Annotated in this window: 15 protein-coding genes; 9 read left to right on the top strand and 6 right to left on the bottom strand. The window is 70.2% G+C overall.

What is annotated here, in order from left to right; translation table 11 throughout:
• Positions 1–243: 243 nt before the first annotated feature.
• The 7 genes from ACO06A_RS14090 (at position 244) to ilvD (ending at position 10,466) form a co-directional block, all read left to right on the top strand.
• Positions 244–1,536, top strand: coding sequence for an extracellular solute-binding protein (locus ACO06A_RS14090; RefSeq protein WP_421732859.1), 1,293 nt, complete (start codon positions 244–246; stop codon positions 1,534–1,536).
• Between the two features lie 8 nt (positions 1,537–1,544).
• Positions 1,545–2,561 (top strand): carbohydrate ABC transporter permease, encoded by a 1,017-nt coding sequence (locus tag ACO06A_RS14095; protein ID WP_421732860.1) that lies wholly within the window; start codon positions 1,545–1,547, stop codon positions 2,559–2,561.
• Positions 2,561–3,448, top strand: coding sequence for a carbohydrate ABC transporter permease (locus ACO06A_RS14100; protein ID WP_421732861.1), 888 nt, complete (start codon positions 2,561–2,563; stop codon positions 3,446–3,448). The genes ACO06A_RS14095 and ACO06A_RS14100 overlap by 1 nt, the downstream gene beginning before the upstream one ends.
• Positions 3,449–3,542: 94 nt before the next feature.
• Complete coding sequence (locus ACO06A_RS14105) at positions 3,543–5,987, top strand: beta-glucosidase family protein (RefSeq protein ID WP_421732862.1); 2,445 nt, start codon at positions 3,543–3,545, stop codon at positions 5,985–5,987.
• Entirely contained in the window at positions 5,984–7,543 is a 1,560-nt protein-coding gene (locus ACO06A_RS14110) for a glycoside hydrolase family 43 protein (RefSeq protein ID WP_421732863.1), read from the top strand. The genes ACO06A_RS14105 and ACO06A_RS14110 overlap by 4 nt, the downstream gene beginning before the upstream one ends.
• A gap of 109 nt (positions 7,544–7,652) precedes the next feature.
• Positions 7,653–8,651: a LacI family DNA-binding transcriptional regulator gene (locus ACO06A_RS14115; protein ID WP_421732864.1), complete on the top strand. Its 999-nt coding sequence runs from the start codon at positions 7,653–7,655 to the stop codon at positions 8,649–8,651.
• 84 nt (positions 8,652–8,735) lie between these two features.
• The gene (ilvD, locus tag ACO06A_RS14120) at positions 8,736–10,466 is read left to right on the top strand and encodes a dihydroxy-acid dehydratase (protein WP_421732865.1); all 1,731 of its coding nucleotides are present in this window, start codon (positions 8,736–8,738) and stop codon (positions 10,464–10,466) included.
• Between the two features lie 10 nt (positions 10,467–10,476).
• Here ilvD and ACO06A_RS14125 read toward each other — a convergent pair whose 3' ends face one another.
• The 6 genes from ACO06A_RS14125 to ACO06A_RS14150 all read right to left on the bottom strand — a co-directional run bounded on the left by ACO06A_RS14125 (position 10,477) and on the right by ACO06A_RS14150 (position 16,649).
• Positions 10,477–10,800 (bottom strand): winged helix-turn-helix domain-containing protein, encoded by a 324-nt coding sequence (locus tag ACO06A_RS14125; protein ID WP_421732866.1) that lies wholly within the window; start codon positions 10,798–10,800, stop codon positions 10,477–10,479.
• Positions 10,800–11,234 (bottom strand): hypothetical protein, encoded by a 435-nt coding sequence (locus ACO06A_RS14130; protein WP_421732867.1) that lies wholly within the window; start codon positions 11,232–11,234, stop codon positions 10,800–10,802. Before ACO06A_RS14130 ends, ACO06A_RS14125 begins: the two co-directional genes overlap by 1 nt.
• A gap of 96 nt (positions 11,235–11,330) precedes the next feature.
• Entirely contained in the window at positions 11,331–12,239 is a 909-nt protein-coding gene (locus tag ACO06A_RS14135; protein ID WP_421732868.1) for a carbohydrate ABC transporter permease, read from the bottom strand.
• Complete coding sequence (locus tag ACO06A_RS14140) at positions 12,239–13,174, bottom strand: carbohydrate ABC transporter permease (protein ID WP_421732869.1); 936 nt, start codon at positions 13,172–13,174, stop codon at positions 12,239–12,241. Before ACO06A_RS14140 ends, ACO06A_RS14135 begins: the two co-directional genes overlap by 1 nt.
• A gap of 2 nt (positions 13,175–13,176) precedes the next feature.
• The gene (locus tag ACO06A_RS14145; RefSeq protein WP_421732870.1) at positions 13,177–14,466 is read right to left on the bottom strand and encodes an ABC transporter substrate-binding protein; all 1,290 of its coding nucleotides are present in this window, start codon (positions 14,464–14,466) and stop codon (positions 13,177–13,179) included.
• Positions 14,467–14,495: 29 nt separating this feature from the next.
• Positions 14,496–16,649, bottom strand: a complete 2,154-nt coding sequence (locus tag ACO06A_RS14150) for an alpha-galactosidase (protein WP_421732871.1) — start codon at positions 16,647–16,649, stop codon at positions 14,496–14,498.
• 112 nt (positions 16,650–16,761) lie between these two features.
• Here ACO06A_RS14150 and ACO06A_RS14155 point away from each other — a divergent pair, with 112 nt between their 5' ends.
• Together ACO06A_RS14155 and ACO06A_RS14160 are read left to right on the top strand one after the other, a co-directional pair.
• Positions 16,762–17,922, top strand: coding sequence for an ROK family protein (locus tag ACO06A_RS14155; protein WP_421732872.1), 1,161 nt, complete (start codon positions 16,762–16,764; stop codon positions 17,920–17,922).
• On the top strand, positions 17,919–19,607 hold the full coding sequence (locus tag ACO06A_RS14160) for a glycoside hydrolase family 13 protein (protein WP_421732873.1): 1,689 nt from the start codon (positions 17,919–17,921) through the stop codon (positions 19,605–19,607). The genes ACO06A_RS14155 and ACO06A_RS14160 overlap by 4 nt, the downstream gene beginning before the upstream one ends.
• Positions 19,608–19,642 lie beyond the last annotated feature (35 nt).

A 19,642-nucleotide genomic window follows, 5' to 3' on the forward strand; every position in this document is an offset into this window, starting at 1 on the left:
ACAGTGGCGTCTGCGCCCACCGTCAGCGGGGACCGGGCGTGCGTGATGAAGAGACTGCACCACGCCCCACGTGGTGCCGCCCTTGCAAGGCGGGCGCAGAACCGGCACCGAAGCCGACCTGCGTCGGTGACGGGCAGTGCGGGCAGCACGGCCTACACGGGCTGATGCTCGGTGGCAGTAGCAGTTCGCCCAGCAAGGGGCCAGCTTTCCACTCTGTGCAACTCGACGAAGAGGACAGATCTCATGATTGCTCGCAAGCTCCTGGCGGTCTCAGCCGTCATGGTGATGGGTGCCGCCGGGCTCACCGCCTGTAGTGGCGACGACGGCGGCAGCGGCGACAGCACGTCCGGCGGCGACGTGGAGATGACCTTCTGGCACAACTCCACCACCGGTGAGGGCAAGGCCTACTGGGACTCCACCGTGAAGGACTTCGAGGCCGCGAACCCCGGGGTCACGATCAAGATCCAGGCCATCCAGAACGAGGACATGGACGGCAAGCTCCAGACCGCCCTCAACTCGGGCGACGCGCCGGACATCTTCATGGCACGCGGCGGCGGCAAGCTGGCCGACGTCGTCGAGGCCGGGCAGGCGCAGGAGATCGCGGTCGACGACGCGACGAAGACCGCGACCGGCGACGCCGCGTTCAGCGCCTTCACGATCGACGGCAAGGTCTACGGCATGCCGATGTCGATCCTCCCGGGCGGCATCTACTACAGCAAGGACCTGTTCGAGCAGGCCGGCATCACCGAGACCCCGAAGACGATCGAGGACCTCGAGGGCGCTGTCGACAAGCTGAAGGCCGCCGGGATCGCCCCGATCGCCCTCGGTGCCAAGGACGCGTGGCCCGCCGCGCACTGGTACTACTTCTTCGCGCTGCGCGCCTGCTCGAAGGACACGCTGGACAAGGCCGCCGCGGACATGACGTTCGACGACGCGTGCTGGCAGAAGGCCGGCGACGACCTCGCGGCGTTCTCCGACACCGACCCGTTCAACGAGGGCTTCCTGACCACCTCTGCTCAGCAGGGTGCGGGTTCGTCGGCCGGTCTCCTCGCCAACCACCAGGCGGCGATGGAGCTCATGGGCGCCTGGGACCCGGGCGTGATCGCGTCCCTGACGCCGGACAAGAAGCCGCTGGCCGACCTGGCCTGGTTCCCCTTCCCGGAGATCAGCGGTGGCGACGGTGAGGCCGGAGCCATGATGGGCGGCCTGGACGGCTTCTCCTGCTCGAAGGACGCACCGGCGGAGTGCTCGAAGTTCCTCAACTTCGCGATGCAGAAGAAGTACCAGGAGGGCTACGCCAACGCGTTCCACACGCTGCCCGCCAGCAAGGAGGCGCAGGGCGTCGTGACCGAGCCCGCCCTGGTGGACGTCCTGAACACCTACAACGACGCCCCCTACGTGTCGCTGTGGCTGGACACGCTGTACGGCCAGAACGTGGGCAACGCGCTCAACACCGGCGTGGTGAACCTGCTCGCCGGCCAGGGTGACTCGGCTGCGATCGTCCAGGGCGTCGTCGACGCCGCGGCGAAGGAGTAGACGACACCATGAGTGACTCCTCGGGCGAGGGCAAGCTCGCCGTGACCTCCTCGCCCGGGGGTTCCTCCTCGGACGGGGACGGCGCCGACCTGGCGCCGTCCCCGGTCCACCGGGTCGGCGCGTCCAAGACACGCCAGCGGCTCGAGGTCCTGCTCCTGGCAGGTCCTGCGGTGCTGATGTTCCTCACGTTCGTGATCTTCCCGGTGCTCCTGGCCGGGTACTACGGGTTCTTCAAGTGGAAGGGCTTCGGCCCGCCCACCGACTTCGTGGGACTGCAGAACTACCTGGTGATCCTGAAGGACACCACGTTCCACGACGCGGTCCGGCACAACTTCGTCATCGTGATCCTGTCCCTGGTGCTCCAGGGCCCGGCCGCGGTGCTGCTCGCGCTCCTGCTCAACCAGAAGATGCGCGGACGCTCGATCGTGCGGGTGCTGATCTTCGTGCCCTACGTGATCTCCGAGGTGATCGTCGGCACGGGCTGGAGCCTCATGCTCCAGACCAACGGCGCGGTCAACGACGTGCTCACCAAGATCGGGCTCCCCGACTGGACGGTGGACTGGCTGTCCGACCCGAAGGTCGCGATGGCCTCGCTGATGGTCATCATCACGTGGAAGTACATCGGCTTCGCGGTGATCCTCTTCCTGGCCGGTCTGCAGAGCATCCCCGAGGAGCTCTTCGAGGCGGCGGCGATCGACGGTGCGAGCTACTGGCAGACCCAGCGGCGCATCACGCTCCCACTGCTCGGCCCGACGATCCGGATCTGGGCGTTCCTGTCGATCATCGGCGCGCTCCAGCTCTTCGACCTCGTCTACATCATCTGGGGCCAGTACGTGGCCGCCACGGCCGGGACCTCGACCATGGCCACCTACATGGTGGTGAACGGCCGCAACGCGGCGAACTACGGCTACGGCAGCGCCGTCGCGGTGGTCCTGTTCATCATCTCGCTCGTCGTGGCCCTGACCTACCAGCGGTTCGTGCTCCGGCGTGACACCGAGGGTGCCCTCACGGAAGGAAAGAAGTGATGGTCACGACGACCGCGCCTCCACTGAGCCCGACGGCACCTCGCCCGCTCAAGGGCGGCAAGCGCCCGAGCCTGAGCCGCGCCGGCTGGGCGACCTACGTCGTCGCCTGGGCCCTCGTGGGACTGTGCATCGCGCCTGTGCTCTACATCATCATCGGCGGCTTCCGGACGAACGCCGAGATCACCGTCGACCCGTCCGGCTTCCCGTCGACGTGGCAGTTCGTCAACTACTCCGAGGTCCTGCAGAGCTCGATCTTCTGGCGACAGGTCACCAACTCCGTGATCTGCGGCCTGGGCACGACCATCGGTGTCGTGATCCTGGGCGTCGCGGCCAGCTTCGTGCTCGCTCGCTACAACTTCAACGGCCGCGCCGCTCTGTATGCCCTGTTCGCCGCCGGTCTGATGTTCCCGATGACGGTCGCGATCACCCCGCTGTACATCATGATCCGGGGTCTGGGCCTGAGCGACAGCCTGTGGGGCATCATCCTCCCGCAGATCGCCTTCGCCCTGCCCACGACGATCATCATCCTGGTGCCGTTCCTGCGGGCGATCCCGAAGGAGCTCGAGGAGGCGGCGTCGATCGACGGCGCGAGCCGGCTCGGGTTCTTCTTCCGGATGGTGATCCCGCTGTCGATCCCGGGCGTGGTGACCGTCGGGATCCTCGCGTTCATCGCGAGCTGGAACAGCTACATCCTCCCGCTCTTCATCCTCAACAACGAGAACAGCTACACGCTCCCGCTCGGGGTCCAGGCGTTCGCGTCGCAGTACTCCGTGGACACCGCCCGCGTGCTCGCGTTCACGTCGCTGTCGATGATCCCCGCCCTCTTGTTCTTCACGCTCTTCGAGCGCCGCATCGTCGGTGGCCTGACGGGTGCGGTCAAGGGCTGACCACACCCCGATCCTGGCGCCGGTGCGTCTGGGTCGCCGCGCCATCGAGCAGTCCTGCTGTCCCTGCGCCGCGAGGCGACGCACACCCCATGCCATGACGAAGGAGACGGGCCCCGTGGTCGACGTCGTACCTGCACTGCCCCAGGTGTCCGAACGCGTGCGTGCCCTGCACGCGCAGATGACGCTCGAGGAGAAGCTGGCCCAGATCGTGGGCTACTGGCTGGACCAGGACGGCACGGTCGCGCCGATGCAGTCCGAGATGGCGGCCGGGCAGCAGGCCTCGAGCAAGCTCAGCGAGGTGACGCGGGACGGTCTCGGCCACTACACGCGGGTGTACGGCACGCGTCCGGTCGACCCGGGCGAGCGTGCGGCCTGGTTGTGGTCGGAGCAGCGCCGCCTCAAGCGCGAGACCCGCCTCGGCATCCCGGCCCTGGTCCACGAGGAGTGCCTCACCGGCCTGGCCGCGTGGCAGGCCGCCACCTACCCGACCCCGCTCGCCTGGGGCGCGACGTTCGACCCCGAGCTCGTGCACGAGGCAGCACGTGCGATCGGCGACTCGATGCGCCTGCTCGGGATCCACCAGGGTCTGGCGCCTGTGCTCGACGTCGTGCGCGACCCGCGCTGGGGCCGTGTCGACGAGTGCATCGGGGAGGACCCGTACCTGGTCGGCACCATCGGCACGGCGTACGTCCGCGGGCTGCAGGAGGCCGGCGTCCACGCGACGCTCAAGCACTTCGTCGGGTACTCGGGGTCGAGGTCCGGCCGCAACCACGCACCCGTCAGCGCGGGACCGCGCGAGATCGCGGACCACTTCCTGCCCCCGTTCGAGATGGCGATCCTCGAGGGCGGCGCGCGGTCGGTGATGAACGCGTACGTCGACATCGACGGCGTGCCCATGGCGTCGAGCGTGGAGTACCTGACGACCCTCCTGCGTGAGCGGTGGGGCTTCGACGGTGTCGTCGTCGCCGACTACTTCGCGGTTGCGTTCCTGCAGGTCATGCACGCCATCGCCGCCGACCGGGGGGAAGCGGCCGCGCTCGCGCTCCAGGCCGGCATCGACGTCGAGCTGCCCACCGGCGACGCCTACCTGCAGCCCCTGGCGGACCGCGTGCGCGCGGGCCGGCTCGACGAGCAGTTCGTGGACCGGGCTGTCCTGCGTGCGCTGGCCCAGAAGGAGGAGCTCGGCCTCCTCGACCCCGACGCGTTCGAGGACGAGCCGCCGACGGAGATCGACCTCAACTCGCCGCAGCACCAGGCGCTGGCTCGCCGCCTCGCCGAGGAGTCGGTCGTGCTGCTGTCGAACGACGGGCTGCTGCCGCTGAACCGGGGCACCGCAGCGCCGACGCGTGTCGCCGTCGTCGGCCCGAACGCACACCGCGCCGAGGCACTCATGGGCTGCTACTCGTTCGTGAACCACGTGCTGCCGCACCACCCCGAGCTGCCGATGGGCCTCGAGATTCCGACGGTCCTCGACGCGTTCGGCGGGGCGTTCGACCGGGCCGGCATGGCGCAGCCCGAGCTGGTGTTCGCCGAGGGCTGCACCGTCGAGGGCGATGACACCTCAGGGTTCGCCGAGGCGGTCTCGGCGGCCCAGGGCGCCGACGTCGCGGTCGTCGTCGTCGGCGACCAGGCCGGGCTGTTCGGCCGCGGCACCGTGGGTGAGGGCAACGACTCGGAGTCGCTCGACCTGCCCGGCGTGCAGCGCGAGCTCGTCGAGGCTCTGGTGGCCACCGGCACTCCTGTCGTGATGGTGCTGCTCACGGGGAGGCCCTACGTGATCGACTGGGCGCTCGACGGGCCGGGCGCGCGTCCGGGTGCCGTGATGCAGGCGTTCTTCCCGGGGGAGGGAGGCGGGCTGGCCGTCGCCGACGTCGTCACCGGAGCGGTGAACCCGTCCGGCCGGCTCCCGGTCTCGATGCCGCGCTCCTCGGGCTCGCAGCCGTACTCCTACCTGCACCCGATCCTCGGGGGGCCGTCCGACGTCACCTCGACCGACTCCACGCCGCTGCGCCCGTTCGGGTTCGGCCTGTCGTACACGCAGTTCGCGTACTCCGACCTGGTCGTCGACGCGTCCGTGGGGTCGAGCGGTACCTTCACGGCCGCGGTGACGGTGACCAACACGGGTCCCGTGGCCGGTGCCGACGCGGTCCAGCTCTACGGCCACGACGTGCACGGCACGATCACCCGGCCGGTGGCGGCGCTGCTCGGCTACGCGCGCGTGGAGCTCGAGCCCGGTGCCTCCAGCCGCGTGACCTTCTCGGTGCCGACCACGCGGTTCGCGTTCTCCGACCGTCGCATGGTCAGGATCGTCGAGCCCGGTGAGGTCGAGGTGTGGATCGGCGCACATGCCGCGGCGTCGCACGCCGGGACGAGCACCAAGGACTCCACCGGTGGTGTGATCTCCAACGGCAAGGGCATGACGCGCCGCGAGATCCCGGGTACGGCCACGCCCCGCGCGCGGCTCGACATCACCGGGGCGGTACACGACGTCACGATCGACGACCCCCGCACGGTGGAAGTGAAGATCGTCGCCTCATGACGGTGGCGCGCAACCCCCTGCTCCCCGGGTGCTACCCGGACCCGTCCATCTGCCGGGTCGGCGGATCGTTCTACCTCGTCACGTCGACGTTCGAGTACTTCCCGGGCCTGCCCGTGCTCCGGAGCGAGGACCTGGTCAGCTGGGAGCAGATCGGTCACGTGGTCGACCGAGCAGGTCAGCTCGACTTCGACGGCATCGCGTCCTCGGGCGGCCTGTACGCACCCACGCTGCGGCACCACGACGGCGTCTTCTGGGTGGTCTGCACCCTCGTCGACCAGCAGGACGCGACGCGGGGCGGCAACTTCCTGATGACCGCGACCGACGCGGCCGGGCCGTGGTCCGACCCGGTGTGGGTCGACGCCGACGGCATCGACCCGTCGATCTTCTTCGACGACGACGGCCGGGTATGGGTGCACGGCACCCGCCTCGCGCGTGAGCCGGAGTGGCACGACCAGACCGAGGTCTGGGTGCGCGAGCTTGACCGCGACGCCATGGCTCTCGTCGGGCCGGAGCACGTCATCTGGAACGGGGCGCTGCGAGGCGCCGTCTGGGCAGAGGCGCCGCACCTGTACAAGGTCGACGGCACCTACTACCTCGTGGCCGCGGAGGGTGGGACCGAGTTCCACCACGCCGTGTCCGTGGCGCGGTCGGACGCCGTGACCGGTCCCTACGTGGGCAGCAAGGGCAACCCGGTGCTCACGCACCGGCACCTCGGCACGGGGTCCGAGGTCGTCGGCGTCGGGCACGCCGACCTCGTCGAGGCGGCGGACGGCAGCTGGTGGGCGGTGCTGCTGGGCATGCGCCCGTACGGCGGGTACCACTACAACCTCGGCCGCGAGACGTTCCTGGTACCTGTGGTCTGGGAGGACGGATGGCCCGTGCTCGCGCCCGGTGCGGGTCGGGTCCCCGCCGAGGTCGAGGTTCCGTTCGCGGGCCAGGCGCACCGCGGCGCGGCCCAGGGTGCCGCATCCGGCGCGGTCCTGCCCGACGACCTCCGGTGGACGTCCCTTCGCGCGCCGGCCGACGGGTTCGCGTCGCCCCGGGCCGACGGGTGGGAGCTGAGGCTGCGTCCGACCACCCTGAGCGAGCCGGGCACGCCCGCGTTCCTCGGCGTGCGTCAGCAGCACGTCGACGTCGACGTACGTGCGCTCGTGCGTGCCGCCCTCGGTGCGGGGGAGGACGTGGGCCTCGCGGTGCGGCAGTCGGAGGCTGACCACGTGCGGCTGTTCGTGACCGGCCCCGAGGGTGCGCGGGGCCGCAGGGTCGTGGCCGTGCAGCGCCGAGGCGGCGTCGAGTCCGCACTCGGAGAGCTGCCCTTGGATGCGGACGGCCCCGTCGCGCTGGTCGTGCGTGCACGCGGGCAGGAGTACGCGCTGCTCGCCGCGGCGGGGGAGGGCGAGCCCGTTCTGGTGGCGACCGTCGACGGGCGCGCGCTGGACTCCGTCGCGACCGGCGGCTTTCTCGGGCTGTGGATCGGGGTGTACGCCACCAGCAACGGGCGCCCGACGACGACGACGGCCCACGTGGAGCGGTTCGAGTACCTCCCGCTGGGCTGACACGGGCCCGTCCTGCGCGCCATCCTGGGGCTCTCGCCGCCGCAGGACATTCCATATACGGGCATGTCAAACGTTATCGATAACGTTTTCGTTGCAGTAGTCTCGGGCCATGGGTCCACGGGTGACGATCACCGATGTCGCGCGACGGGCGGGCGTCTCGACCGCGACCGTCTCGAAGGTGATCAACGAGCGGTACGGGGTGGCCAGCGGCACCACCTCGCACGTGCGCGAGGTGATCAAGGAGCTCGGCTACGAGTCGAGCCTGGTCGCCCGGAGCCTGCGCTCGCACAAGACGAACGTGATCGGCATCCTCGTCGCTGAGTTCGAGCCCTTCAGCGCCGAGATCCTCAAGGGTGCGTCCACCGGCCTCGGCGACTCCGGCTACGCGCTCCTCGCCTACACCGGCGGACAGCTGACCGGCGGTGTCGGCTGGGAACGGCGGTACCTCTCCCGGCTCAGCGGCACCTTGATCGACGGCGCGGTGCTGGTCACCCCGACCGTCCTCGAGGCCGACGCCGGGGTCCCCGTCGTCGCGATCGACCCGCACGCGGGGCCGTCCGGCCTGCCGACGGTCGACTCGGACAACTTCAACGGGGCCGTGCAGGCAGTCGAGCACCTCCTGGGCCTCGGTCACCGGCGGATCGGGTTCATCGGCGGCCGGTCCGACCTCGAGTCCTCGCGTCTCCGCGAGGCCGGGTACTGCAAGGCGCTCGCCGACGCGGGCATCCCGGTCGAGCCCGGCCTGATGCGGGCCGGCGACTACCGCAAGGACTCGACGCACGAGCCCGCGCGCGAGCTCCTCACCCTGGCGGAGCGGCCGACCGCCATCTTCGCCGCCAACGACCTCTCCGCCATCGGGACCCTCGAGATCGCCCAGGAGCTCGGCCTGGACGTCCCGTCCGAGCTGTCGATCATCGGCTTCGACGACATCCCGGAGTCGACGCTCACCACGCCCGCGCTCACCACCGTGCACCAGCCGATCCAGCAGATGGGCGCGGCAGCCATCGCGCTGCTCATCACGCTCATGGCCGGGGAGTCGGTCGAGCAGACCCACATCCGGCTCGTGACCTCGCTCGTCGAGCGGGGATCGACGGCACCGCCCCGCTGACGTCCGACGAGTGCCTGCCCGCCCCGTGGTCCGCAGAGTGACCCTCCCGTGGCCAGGCGGAACGGCAGTCATACACTCGCGAGCATGACCGTGACGTCGGACAACGCCCCCAGCTCCAGCTCACCAGCAGTCGACATCAAGCCCCGCTCGCGCACCGTCACCGACGGTCTGGAGGCCACCGCCTCGCGCGGCATGCTCCGCGCGGTGGGCCTCGGCGACGACGACTTCGCGAAGCCGCAGATCGGCGTCGCCAGCTCGTGGAACGAGATCACGCCCTGCAACCTCTCGCTCCAGCGGCTGGCCCAGGCGGCCAAGGCCGGGGTGCACGCAGCGGGCGGCTACCCCCTCGAGTTCGGCACCATCTCGGTCTCCGACGGCATCTCCATGGGCCACGAGGGCATGCACTTCTCGCTGGTGAGCCGCGACATCATCGCCGACTCCGTGGAGACCGTCATGCAGGCCGAGCGCCTCGACGGCTCCGTGCTGCTGGCCGGCTGCGACAAGTCCCTGCCGGGCATGCTCATGGCGGCCGCGCGCCTCGACCTGGCCAGCGTCTTCCTGTACGCCGGCTCGATCGCGCCGGGCTGGGTCAAGCTCGAGGACGGCACCGAGAAGGACGTCACGATCATCGACGCGTTCGAGGCCGTCGGCGCGTGCGCCCGCGGGCTGATGAGCCGCGAGGACGTCGACCGCATCGAGCGCGCCATCTGTCCCGGTGAGGGCGCCTGCGGCGGCATGTACACGGCCAACACGATGGCGTCGGTGGCCGAGGCGATCGGCATGTCGATCCCCGGTTCCGCGGCCCCGCCGTCGGCCGACCGCCGCCGCGACGCGTTCGCGCACAAGTCCGGCGAGGCGGTCGTCGAGCTGCTCCGCAAGGGCATCACGGCGCGCCAGATCATGACGAAGGAGGCGTTCGAGAACGCCATCGCCGTGGTCATGGCCTTCGGCGGCTCCACCAACGCGGTCCTGCACCTGCTGGCCATCGCGCACGAGGCCGAGGTGGACCTCACGCTCGCCGACTTCTCCCGCGTCGCCGCCAAGGTGCCGCACCTGGGGGACCTCAAGCCGTTCGGCCGCTACGTCATGAACGACATCGACCGCATCGGCGGCGTGCCCGTGGTGATGAAGGCGCTGCTCGACGCGGGCCTGCTGCACGGCGACTGCCTCACGGTGACGGGCAAGACGATCGCCGAGAACCTGGCGGACGTGAACCCGCCGGACCCCGACGGCAAGATCCTGCGCGCCATGAACAACCCGATCCACAAGACCGGCGGCATCACGATCCTGCACGGCTCGCTGGCGCCCGACGGCGCCGTGGTGAAGTCGGCCGGCTTCGACTCCGACGTCTTCGAGGGCACCGCCCGCGTGTTCGAGCGCGAGCGTGCCGCGATGGACGCCCTCGAGAACGGGACGATCGTGGCCGGCGACGTCGTGGTCATCCGCTACGAGGGCCCCAAGGGCGGGCCCGGCATGCGCGAGATGCTCGCCATCACCGGCGCGATCAAGGGCGCCGGCCTCGGCAAGGACGTCCTCCTGCTCACCGACGGCCGCTTCTCCGGCGGCACCACCGGCCTGTGCGTCGGTCACGTGGCCCCCGAGGCCGTCGACGGCGGACCGATCGCGTTCATCAAGGACGGCGACCGGATCCGGCTGGACGTGGCGAACGAGACCCTCGACGTGCTGGTCAGCGACGCGGAGCTCGAGGGCCGCAAGGTCGGCTGGGCGCCGCTGCCCCCCACCTACACGCGAGGGGTGCTGGCCAAGTACGCGAAGCTGGTGCAGTCGGCGTCGAAGGGCGCCGTGCTGATCTGACGACGGCCGGTCAGCCGCCGGCGATCGCCCGCAGCGCAGCCAGGTGAGCGGTCAGCGCCTCGCGCCCTGCGGGCGTCAGCCGGAGCCAGGTGCGCGGACGCTTGCCCACGTACCCCTTGCGCACGTGCACGTACCCGGCCTGCTCGAGGACGGTGACGGCCTTGCTCAGCGCGGAGTCGCTGATCTGCACGGCGTCTCGGACGGCGGAGAACTCCGCCTCGTCGGTGGCAGCCAGCGCCGCGACCACCGAGAGGCGCACGGGGGAGTGGATGACCTCGTCGAGGCGCGCGCGGGCCTCCTCGCCGACGGAGTCGCTGCCCGGGAGGGGGGGCATCAGGCCCGGCCCTCGCGCCAGGCGCCGACGGCGAGCGGGGCGGTGACGACGACCGAGGCGAGCAGCCAGAACAGGACGGACTCGCGCAGCCAGGTGAGCCCGACGATGAGCGACACCGTGTACGCGATGCCCCAGCCCCGGATGGCGCCCATCCAGCGCCGGCCCATGCCCTCCTTGGTCACGGTGACCCCGCGCAGGAGCGCGATCGACAGGGCCAGGCAGGACGCCATGTAGGCGCCGCACAGGACGAGGGCGGGGCCGTCGTCGGGGATCGTGCTGAGGCCGACGTAGAACATGAACGTGCTGGTCGCCAGCCCGGTGAGCCACTGGGCGTGCCGGTTCTGGCCGGCGGCACGCAGGGATCCGGCCGCCCCGGCGCTGAGGGCGAGCAGCTGGCGGGCCTCGTCGGGCGTAGGGCTCTGTGACGTCGTCATGAAAGTAGTTTCCATGAGTGAAACTACTTTCGCAAGGCCCAGGGACGACGACGGGCCCGCTCCGAGCGGAGCGGGCCCGTCGACACAGGGTCCTGCCTACTTGATCGACCCCCGGGTGACCCCGGAGATGACCCAGCGCTGGCTGAAGATGTAGACCACCAGCAGTGGCGCCATGGCCATGAGGTAGGACGCGAACGCCACCGTGTAGTCGGTGTTGAACTGCCCCTGGAACACGTACTGCGCCAGCGACAGCGTCCGCGCCCCGGGGTCGGTGAGCACCACGAGCGGCATGATGAAGTCGTTCCACGCCCAGACGCACGTGAGGATGCCGACCGTCGCGTTCATCGGTGTGAGCAGCGGGAAGATGATCTGCCGGAACACCCGCCACGTCGACGCACCGTCCACCCGCGCCGCCTCCTCGAGCTCGATCGGGATCGAGCGGATGTAGGCGGTGTAGATGAAGATGTTCAGCGACAGCCCGTAGATCGTGTAGAGCACGATCATCCCCGCCTGGTTGTCCAGGCCCAGGAGCGAGGTCTGCTTCACCAGCGGCAGCATGATGATCGGGAACGGGATGAACAGGGCCGCCAGCAGGTAGAAGAACACGCCCTTGAAGAACGGTCGGTGGATGTTCCGCGCGATGCCGTAGGCGACGACCGAGCTGGTCAGCAGCGTGAAGACGACCGACCCGACGGTGATGATCGCCGTGTTCATGAGCGCCTGCGGGAAGCTGGTCCGCTCCCACGCCTCGGCGAAGTTCCCCCAGCTCACCGGGTTCGGCCACTCGAAGCCGGTGCCGGCCGCGAGCTGGTCGGGGGTCTTGAGCGCCACGACCACGGCCAGGTAGAGCGGGACGAGGATCGTGAGCGAGCACACCGCGATCAGCGCGGTCACCCACCAGTTGATCTTGCGGGTGTCATCGTCGGCGACGTTCTTGGTACGGCGCCGCCGGGGCTGGGGGAGGACGGCCTCGGCCTGCCCGAGCGCGGTTCCTGCGGTGGTCATCAGAAGTCCGCCTCTCTGCGCTGAAGGACTCGGAACTGGAAGAGCGAGACGATGGTGATGACGATGAAGAAGATCACCGCGTTCGCGGTCTGGTAGGCGAACTCCCCGCCGGAGAACCCCCCGCGGAAGATGAGCAGGGTGACGGACTCCGTCGCCGTGCCGGGACCGCCGTTGGTGAGGGCGACGATCGGGTCGAAGACCTGCAGGAAGCCCTTCAGGCTCAGCACGACGTTGATCGTGAAGAACGCGCTGATCAGGGGGAACGTGATCGAGCGGAACGAGCGCCACGCCTTCGCGCCGTCCAGCGACGCCGCCTCGTAGAGCTCGCGCGGGATCGTCTGCAGCCCGGAGAGGTAGATGATGATCGCGAAGGCGCAGGACTGCCAGACGGCCAGGGCGACGATCGCGGTCCAGGCCCACGTCTCGTTGGTGAGGATGTTGTCGGCGAACAGCGGGATGCCCGACAGGATCTTGGGCAGCGAGCTCGAGAAGAAGAACTGGAAGACGTACCCGATGACCAGGATCGCCAGCACGTAGGGCACGAAGTACACGCCCCGCCAGAAGTTGCGGGCCATGATCTTGGCGTTGAGGCCCATCGCGATGGACAGCGAGATCAGGTTGGTCAGCACGGTCGCGGCGACGGCGAACAGGAACGAGAACCCGTACGCCTGCAGGACGCGGTCGTCCTTGAACAGGTTGACGTAGTTGGACAGGCCGACGAAGTTCCAGGCCCCGTACCCGGCGTAGTTCGTCAGGCTGAAGAAGATGCCGACGAGCACCGGGACGGTGTGGAACAGGAAGAACGCGATGACCGCGGGCCAGACCATCCAGTAGAACGTGGACTGTGCGCGATCCTTCATGGCGCGCCGCGGCGCGGGAGTGCCGGCGTCACCGGCGCCGCGTGCGGCGGGCGGGGCTTGCGTGGAGGACGTCATCGTCAGTCTCCCGTCACGGGGATGGTGCGAGCGGCGACCTTGCTCCACTCGCTGTCGAGGGTGGCGAGCGCGGCGTCGGCGTCGCCGCTGAACAGGAACTGCTGGTCGATCGCCGCGAGCGGGATGCTGGGCGGGATCTGGTGGTCGATGAAGCCCGCGATGCGACCCTCGTCGAAGTACGGCGCGACCGACTGGATCGCGGGCTCGTCACTGAGCTCCGCGTCCTTCACGGACGGGATCATGTTCTGCGAGGCGGCGAACTCCTCGATCACGTCCTTCTGGAACAGGTAGTCGATGAAGCGCAGCGCCTCCTCCTTGCGAGGGGTGTCCCTCGCCATCGTCACGACGACGTCGACGCCGGAGACCAGCACGCGGTCGGCAGGGTCCTCGGTGGCCGGGTAGGGGAAGATCCCCGCCCGGATGTCCGGGTTGATGCCCTTGATCGGGCTCAGCGCCCAGATGCCCTGCAGGAGCATGGCGACCTCGCCGTTGGCGAACGCGGCGTTGCCGTCGTCGTACGTGGCCCCGCGGTACCCGTCCTGCATGTAGCCGAACAGCTGGTACTGCTGGTCCATCGCCTCGGCGAAGTCCTTCTGGAACGACACCTCCGAGTCCGGGCCAGTCTCCTCACCCTGCGCGCGCATCTTGTCGAAGAAGTCGTCGCCGGCGGGGTAGGCGCCGAGCGCGTTGAAGGAGGGCAGTCCCGTCCACGAGTCGGCGAGGGTCCCGTAGAACGGGGTGATGCCGGCCGCCTGGAGCGCGTCGCAGACGGCGATCAGGTCGTCCCAGGTCTCCGGGACCTCGAGGCCCTGCTGCTCGAAGATGTCCTGGTTGTAGATGACCCCGTTGGCGTTGTTGACGTAGCCGAGGCCGCTGACCTCGTCGCCGTAGGTGCCCAGCTCCGCGATGATCTCCTGCACCGCCGGGTTGATGGTGTCCAGCACCGGCTCGTCCGAGAAGTCGTAGAAGACCCCCGCCTGCACGAGCCGACCGAAGTTACCGCTCGCGTTCAGGGTGATGACGTCCGGTGTCTTGTCCTTGACCAGGAGCGTCCGGATCGCCGTGTCGGCGTCGGCGACCTGGTTCTGCACCACCCGGATGTCGGGGTTCTCCGCCTCGAAGTCGGCGATGATCTGGGTGAAGTCCTCGAGCGCCTCACCCTTGAACTGGAAGAAGTTCAGGGTGGTCACGCCGTCGGACGCATCGTTCGCACAACCGCCGACGGCGGCCAGCAGGGCGACCAGGCCGGCCGCTGCTGCGGTGCGACCGCGTCGCTTCTCTCGATATCTCATCGTGCGCCTCCTTGCGCGTGGGGTGGTGCTCAGCTCTGGGCGACCAGCTCGATCACGGTCGATCGCTGGGGGTACTGGACCGGCGGCCGGAGGCCGACGGCGTCGAGCTCGCGGCCCGTGAGGGTGGTGTCGTGCGTCTGCCAGGCGAGCTCGGACTGGCCGGCGGTCCCGGTGGGGCCCCCGACGACGCTGACGCGGTACCGCCGACCGGGGTCGAGCCCGGGGATCCGGACCCTGCCCGGCGGGTAGGCGACGGTGGTGTCGGTCTGCGTGAGGGTGAACACCGCCGACGTGCTGTCGTGCGCGACCACACCGCGGACGTCGATGCCCGGCTCGGTGTCGTCGACACAGATCGTCCGACCGGTGGCTACCAGCGGCCGGATGCGCTTGGCGTACTCCACCCACGCCGCGATCCGCGAGCGTGTCTGCTCGTCGGTCGCCGTGAGATCCCACTCGATCCCGACGTGCCCGAAGAGCGCGACCGCGGCGCTGAAGTCGAGGTCCACGGTCCTGCCGGTCGAGTGGACGACGGGGCTGGTCAGGTGCATCCCCATCATCTCCGGCGGGACCACCAGGCCCGTGTACCGCTGGTTGACCAGGCGGTCGAGCGGGTCGAGGGTGTCGCTGGTCCAGATCCGGTCCGTGCGCGCCAGGATGCCGAGGTCGACGCGCGCGCCCCCGGAGGCGCAGCTCTCGATCTCCAGGCCGGGATGTGCCCCCTTGAGCTCGTCCAGCAGCCGGTACAGGGCCAGCGTGTGCTCGCGGACCCGGGCGGCGCCCTGCGGACCGCTCCCGGCGTCGAGCAGGTCGCGGTTGTGGTCCCACTTCAGATAGGCGATCGGGTACTCGTCGAGCAGGGCGTGGAGCCGGCCGGCGATGTAGGCGTAGGCGTCGTCGTGCGCGAGGTCGAGCACCTGCTGCTGACGTGCCGACGGCGGCAGAGACGTGCGCGCGCGCAGGATCCAGTCGGGGTGCGCACGGGCGAGGTCGCTGTCCGGGTTGACCATCTCCGGCTCCACCCAGAGGCCGAACTCCATGCCGCGGCGCAGGACGTGGTCCACCAGCGGGCGGAGCCCGTCGGGCCACACGGTCGAGTCGACGTACCAGTCGCCCAGGCCCGCGGTGTCGTCGCGACGCCCGAGGAACCACCCGTCGTCCAGGACGAACCGCTCGACCCCGACCGACGCGGCGGCGTCCGCCAGCGCGGTGAGACGGTCGAGGGAGTGGTCGAAGTAGACGGCCTCCCACGTGTTCAGGGTGATCGGGCGGGGTCGGCCCGGGTGCGCCGGGCGGCGGCGCCACTCGTCGTGGAAGCGGTGGGCGAGCTGGCTCAGCCCGTCGCCCCACGACCCGATGACGTCGGGCGACGTGAGCGAGGCACCCGGCGCGAGGATGACCTCCCCGGGTGCGAACAGCTCTCCGCCGGTCAGGACCGCCTCCCCGGCTGCGGACCGTTCCGCGAGCAGGCGGTGGTTCCCGCTCCACGCCACGTGCACGGCGTGCACGCGTCCTCGCTCGAAGCCGAACCCGGGGCGACCCGCGGCGAGGACGAGGGTGGCGTCCGCACCCGGTCGCCCGCGACGGCTCTCGCGCAGGTGCGTCCCGTAGGTGAACGGGTGCCGCTGGGGTGTGCGTTCCTTCAGGTGCCGGCCCGTGGTGTCGAGGATCTCGGTGGCGTCCCACGGCACCGGGAACGCGAGGTGGAGCGACTGCACGGTGTAGGGGGAGTCGCCCGTGTTGCGCAGCGTGATCCGCTGGTGCAGGAGCCCGCTCGGGCCCACCCGCAGCTCCAGCAGAGCGCTCAGGTGCGCCTCCCGGTCGACCAGGGACAGCCGGGCCTGGTGGTCGTCGGCCCGGATGTCCTCGAGCTCCAGGCGGACGCTGAACGCGGCTCCGTCGCGGTGCCCCTCCAGGCCCGGCGTGCCGAGCCAGCCGCCTGCCTGCGAGGTGACGAGCGTCGCGCGGGCCGGCTCGTCGAGGCTCCCCGAGACCCGCTGCGGGACGGCCGCTGCGGCCAGGCTGTGCAGAGTCTGCTCGGTCGAGTCTGTGAGCTCCTCGCCCCAGTGGACGATCGCCGGGTGGGGCGCAGCGTCGAGGTCGAGCACGACGCTGGTGCCGCCGCGGTGCAGGTGCAGGACCTGCCGGGGAGGAGTGTCCGCGGTCACCCCGTCGTGAGAGAACATGCATTAGTTCTAACACGGAATAAACAACCGGTACAAGTACCGATTCCGGTACATATCGGGCCATGTGGGTTGGTGTTCGTGTCATGATGGAACCAATGAACGGGTTGAGCGAGTGCTGACCGAGAGCGAGCGCGCTCTGGCGCGCGCCGTGCTCATCCACGGGCCGATCTCCCGCAGCGAGCTCACCAGTCGCCTGGGCCTGTCGCCGCCCAGCCTCACGCGACTCGTGAAGCCGTTCCTCGACCGCGGGCTGTTCGTCGAGCTCGACGACCGGACCGACGGGTCGATCGGCCGACCCGTGCGCCCTCTCGACGTCCGGCCGGGGCTGGCCACCTTCGCGGGCGTCAAGGTCGCGGGCGAGTCGCTCCATGTCGTCGCGACGGACGTCCGCGCCGGTCTGCTCACCTACCAGCACCGCGCGCTCGGCCGCCGCGACCCCGACGGCGTCGCCGACGAGATCGCGGACGCCGTGCGCGGTCTCGGCGTCGACCAGGTCGCCGGTATCGGGGTGTCGCTCGGCGGTGCCGTGAGGGACGGTCGCGTCGAGTTCGCCCCGTTCCTCGACTGGACGGACGTGCCGTTCGCCCAGCTCGTCGAGGACCGGCTGGGCATCCCGGTGTCACTCGAGAACGACCTCGTGGCGCTCGCCGAGGCCGAGCTCTGGTTCGGGCTCGGCCGCGGGATCCCCGGGTTCGCCGTGATCACCATCGGCGCCGGCGTCGGGTACGCGCTGGTCGTGAACGGGCAGGTCGTGCACTCCCGGGAGGCGGGTGTCGGCCTCGGCGGCCACATCCCGCTGAGCACCACCGGCCCGGTCTGCCACGTGGGCCACCGCGGGTGCGCCGAGGCGATGCTGGCGTCGGGATCGATCGCCGCCCAGGTGTCGGCCGCGCTCCAGCGCCCGCTCGACTACGACGACGTGCTGCGTCTGGCGGGGGAGGGTGATCCCGCGGCGACGACCGTCGTCGACGAGGCCGCGGCCGCCCTCGGCCGGTTCGTCGCGCTCGCGGTCAACCTCACCCTGCAGCCGGCGGTCGTCCTCGCAGGCGAGGGCATCGGGCTGTTCGCCGTCGCGGAGGACCGGGTGCGGTCCGCGATCGCCGCCGACCGCGACCCCCGCGCCGAGCCGGTCCGGCTGTACGTCGACGAGTCCGGCTTCTCGGCGTGGGCCCGAGGGGCGGCGACGATCGCGATCCAAGACGCCGTCGACCGCATCCGTCTCGACGAGCGCGCGCCGGTGCTGCTCTCCGCCGACGCAGGAGCGAGCACATGAGCTGGACCCCCGAGGACGCCCCCTCGTGGACCCGAGCCGTCGTGTACCAGGTGTACCCGCGCTCGTTCGCGGACTCCGACGGCGACGGGATCGGTGACCTGCGGGGGATCCTCGAGCGCCTCGACCACCTGGCGGAGCTGGGGGTGGACGTGGTCTGGCTGTCGCCCATCTACGCCTCGCCGCAGGACGACAACGGGTACGACATCAGCGACTACAGGGGCGTCGACCCGGTGTTCGGCACGCTCGAGGACCTCGACGAGCTGGTGGCAGCCCTGCACGACCGGGGCATGAAGCTGGTGATGGACCTCGTCGTCAACCACACGTCCGACGAGCACCCGTGGTTCGTCGAGTCCCGTGACCCGCGCAGCCCGAAGCGGGACTGGTACTGGTGGCGGCCGCCCCGCGCGGGCATGGCCGCGGGCGTCCCCGGCGCCGAGCCCACCAACTGGCGGTCGTTCTTCGAGGGGCCGGCGTGGCTGCTCGACGAACGGTCCGGCGAGTACTTCCTGCACCTGTTCAGCCGCAAGCAGCCGGACCTCAACTGGGAGAACCCGCAGGTCAGGGGTGCGATCCACGACATGATGCGCTGGTGGCTGGACCGCGGGGTCGACGGCTTCCGCATGGACGTCATCAACTTGATCTCCAAGGACACCGCCCTGCCGGACGGGGTGGTCACCGACGGCCTGCTCGCCGACGGCTCCGCATCCTACGTGTGCGGTCCGCGCATCCACGAGTTCCTGGCGGAGATGCACGAGACGGTCTTCGCGGGCCGGCCGGAGCGGCTGCTGACCGTGGGGGAGATGCCCGGCGTCACGGTGCAGCAGGCGCGCGAGTTCACCGACCCGGCCCGGACGGAGGTCGACATGGTGTTCCAGTTCGAGCACGTCGGCCTCGACCACGGCCCGGGCGGCAAGTTCGACGTCCGCCCGCTGCGGCTGCTCGACCTCAAGGCGTCGTTCGGTCGCTGGCAGGCCGCGCTGGCCGACGTCGGCTGGAACAGCCTGTACTGGGACAACCACGACCAGCCGCGGATCGTGTCGCGGTTCGGCGACGACGGGCGGTACCGGCGCGAGTCGGCCACCATGCTCGCCACCGTGCTGCACCTGCACCGCGGCACGCCGTACGTCTACCAGGGCGAGGAGCTCGGGATGACGAACGCGCACTTCACGCGGTTCGACCAGTACCGGGACATCGAGACGCTCAACCACGTGGCCGTCGCGACCACCGTGGGCACCGGCTCCGACGAGGACCTGCTGGCCGGCATCGCGGCGATGAGCCGGGACAACGCCCGCACGCCGATGCAGTGGGACGGCTCCCCGCACGCGGGCTTCACGACGGGCACCCCGTGGATCTCGGTCAACGAGAACTACCCGACGGTCAACGCCGAGGCGGAGCGGGCGGACCCCGACTCGGTCTTCCACTACTACCGGGCGCTCATCGCCCTGCGGCACGACGACCCGGTCGTGGCCCTCGGCGACTTCACGATGCTGCTTCCCGACCACGAGCACGTGTACGCGTTCACCCGCCGGCTCGGCGACGTCACGCTCACCGTCCTGGGCAACTTCTCGGGCGAGGTGCAGGACGTCGACCTCCCCGCGGACCCTGGTGACCTGGTGATCGGCAACTACCCGCCCCCTGACGGCCCTGCACTGCGGCCGTGGGAGGCTCGGGTCTACCGCTCCTGAACCTGGTGGCCAGCCACCGGGCGGTCCCGTGGGCT

Origin of the sequence: Cellulomonas sp., from assembly GCF_965229465.1 — a bacterium.
Classification (GTDB): Bacteria; Actinomycetota; Actinomycetes; order Actinomycetales; family Cellulomonadaceae; genus Cellulomonas.

Excerpts from the sequence above, each read along its gene's own strand:
- ACO06A_RS14145 (WP_421732870.1), bottom strand. The coding sequence starts at position 14,466 with ATGAGATATCGAGAGAAGCGACGCGGTCGCACCGCAGCAGCGGCCGGC.
- ACO06A_RS14090 (WP_421732859.1), top strand. The coding sequence starts at position 244 with ATGATTGCTCGCAAGCTCCTGGCGGTCTCAGCCGTCATGGTGATGGGT.
- ACO06A_RS14150 (WP_421732871.1), bottom strand. The coding sequence starts at position 16,649 with ATGTTCTCTCACGACGGGGTGACCGCGGACACTCCTCCCCGGCAGGTC.
- ACO06A_RS14140 (WP_421732869.1), bottom strand. The coding sequence starts at position 13,174 with ATGACGTCCTCCACGCAAGCCCCGCCCGCCGCACGCGGCGCCGGTGAC.
- ACO06A_RS14125 (WP_421732866.1), bottom strand. The coding sequence starts at position 10,800 with ATGCCCCCCCTCCCGGGCAGCGACTCCGTCGGCGAGGAGGCCCGCGCG.
- ACO06A_RS14160 (WP_421732873.1), top strand. The coding sequence starts at position 17,919 with ATGAGCTGGACCCCCGAGGACGCCCCCTCGTGGACCCGAGCCGTCGTG.
- ACO06A_RS14130 (WP_421732867.1), bottom strand. The coding sequence starts at position 11,234 with ATGACGACGTCACAGAGCCCTACGCCCGACGAGGCCCGCCAGCTGCTC.
- ilvD (WP_421732865.1), top strand. The coding sequence starts at position 8,736 with ATGACCGTGACGTCGGACAACGCCCCCAGCTCCAGCTCACCAGCAGTC.
- ACO06A_RS14100 (WP_421732861.1), top strand. The coding sequence starts at position 2,561 with ATGGTCACGACGACCGCGCCTCCACTGAGCCCGACGGCACCTCGCCCG.
- ACO06A_RS14095 (WP_421732860.1), top strand. The coding sequence starts at position 1,545 with ATGAGTGACTCCTCGGGCGAGGGCAAGCTCGCCGTGACCTCCTCGCCC.
- ACO06A_RS14105 (WP_421732862.1), top strand. The coding sequence starts at position 3,543 with ATGACGAAGGAGACGGGCCCCGTGGTCGACGTCGTACCTGCACTGCCC.
- ACO06A_RS14135 (WP_421732868.1), bottom strand. The coding sequence starts at position 12,239 with ATGACCACCGCAGGAACCGCGCTCGGGCAGGCCGAGGCCGTCCTCCCC.
- ACO06A_RS14110 (WP_421732863.1), top strand. The coding sequence starts at position 5,984 with ATGACGGTGGCGCGCAACCCCCTGCTCCCCGGGTGCTACCCGGACCCG.
- ACO06A_RS14115 (WP_421732864.1), top strand. The coding sequence starts at position 7,653 with ATGGGTCCACGGGTGACGATCACCGATGTCGCGCGACGGGCGGGCGTC.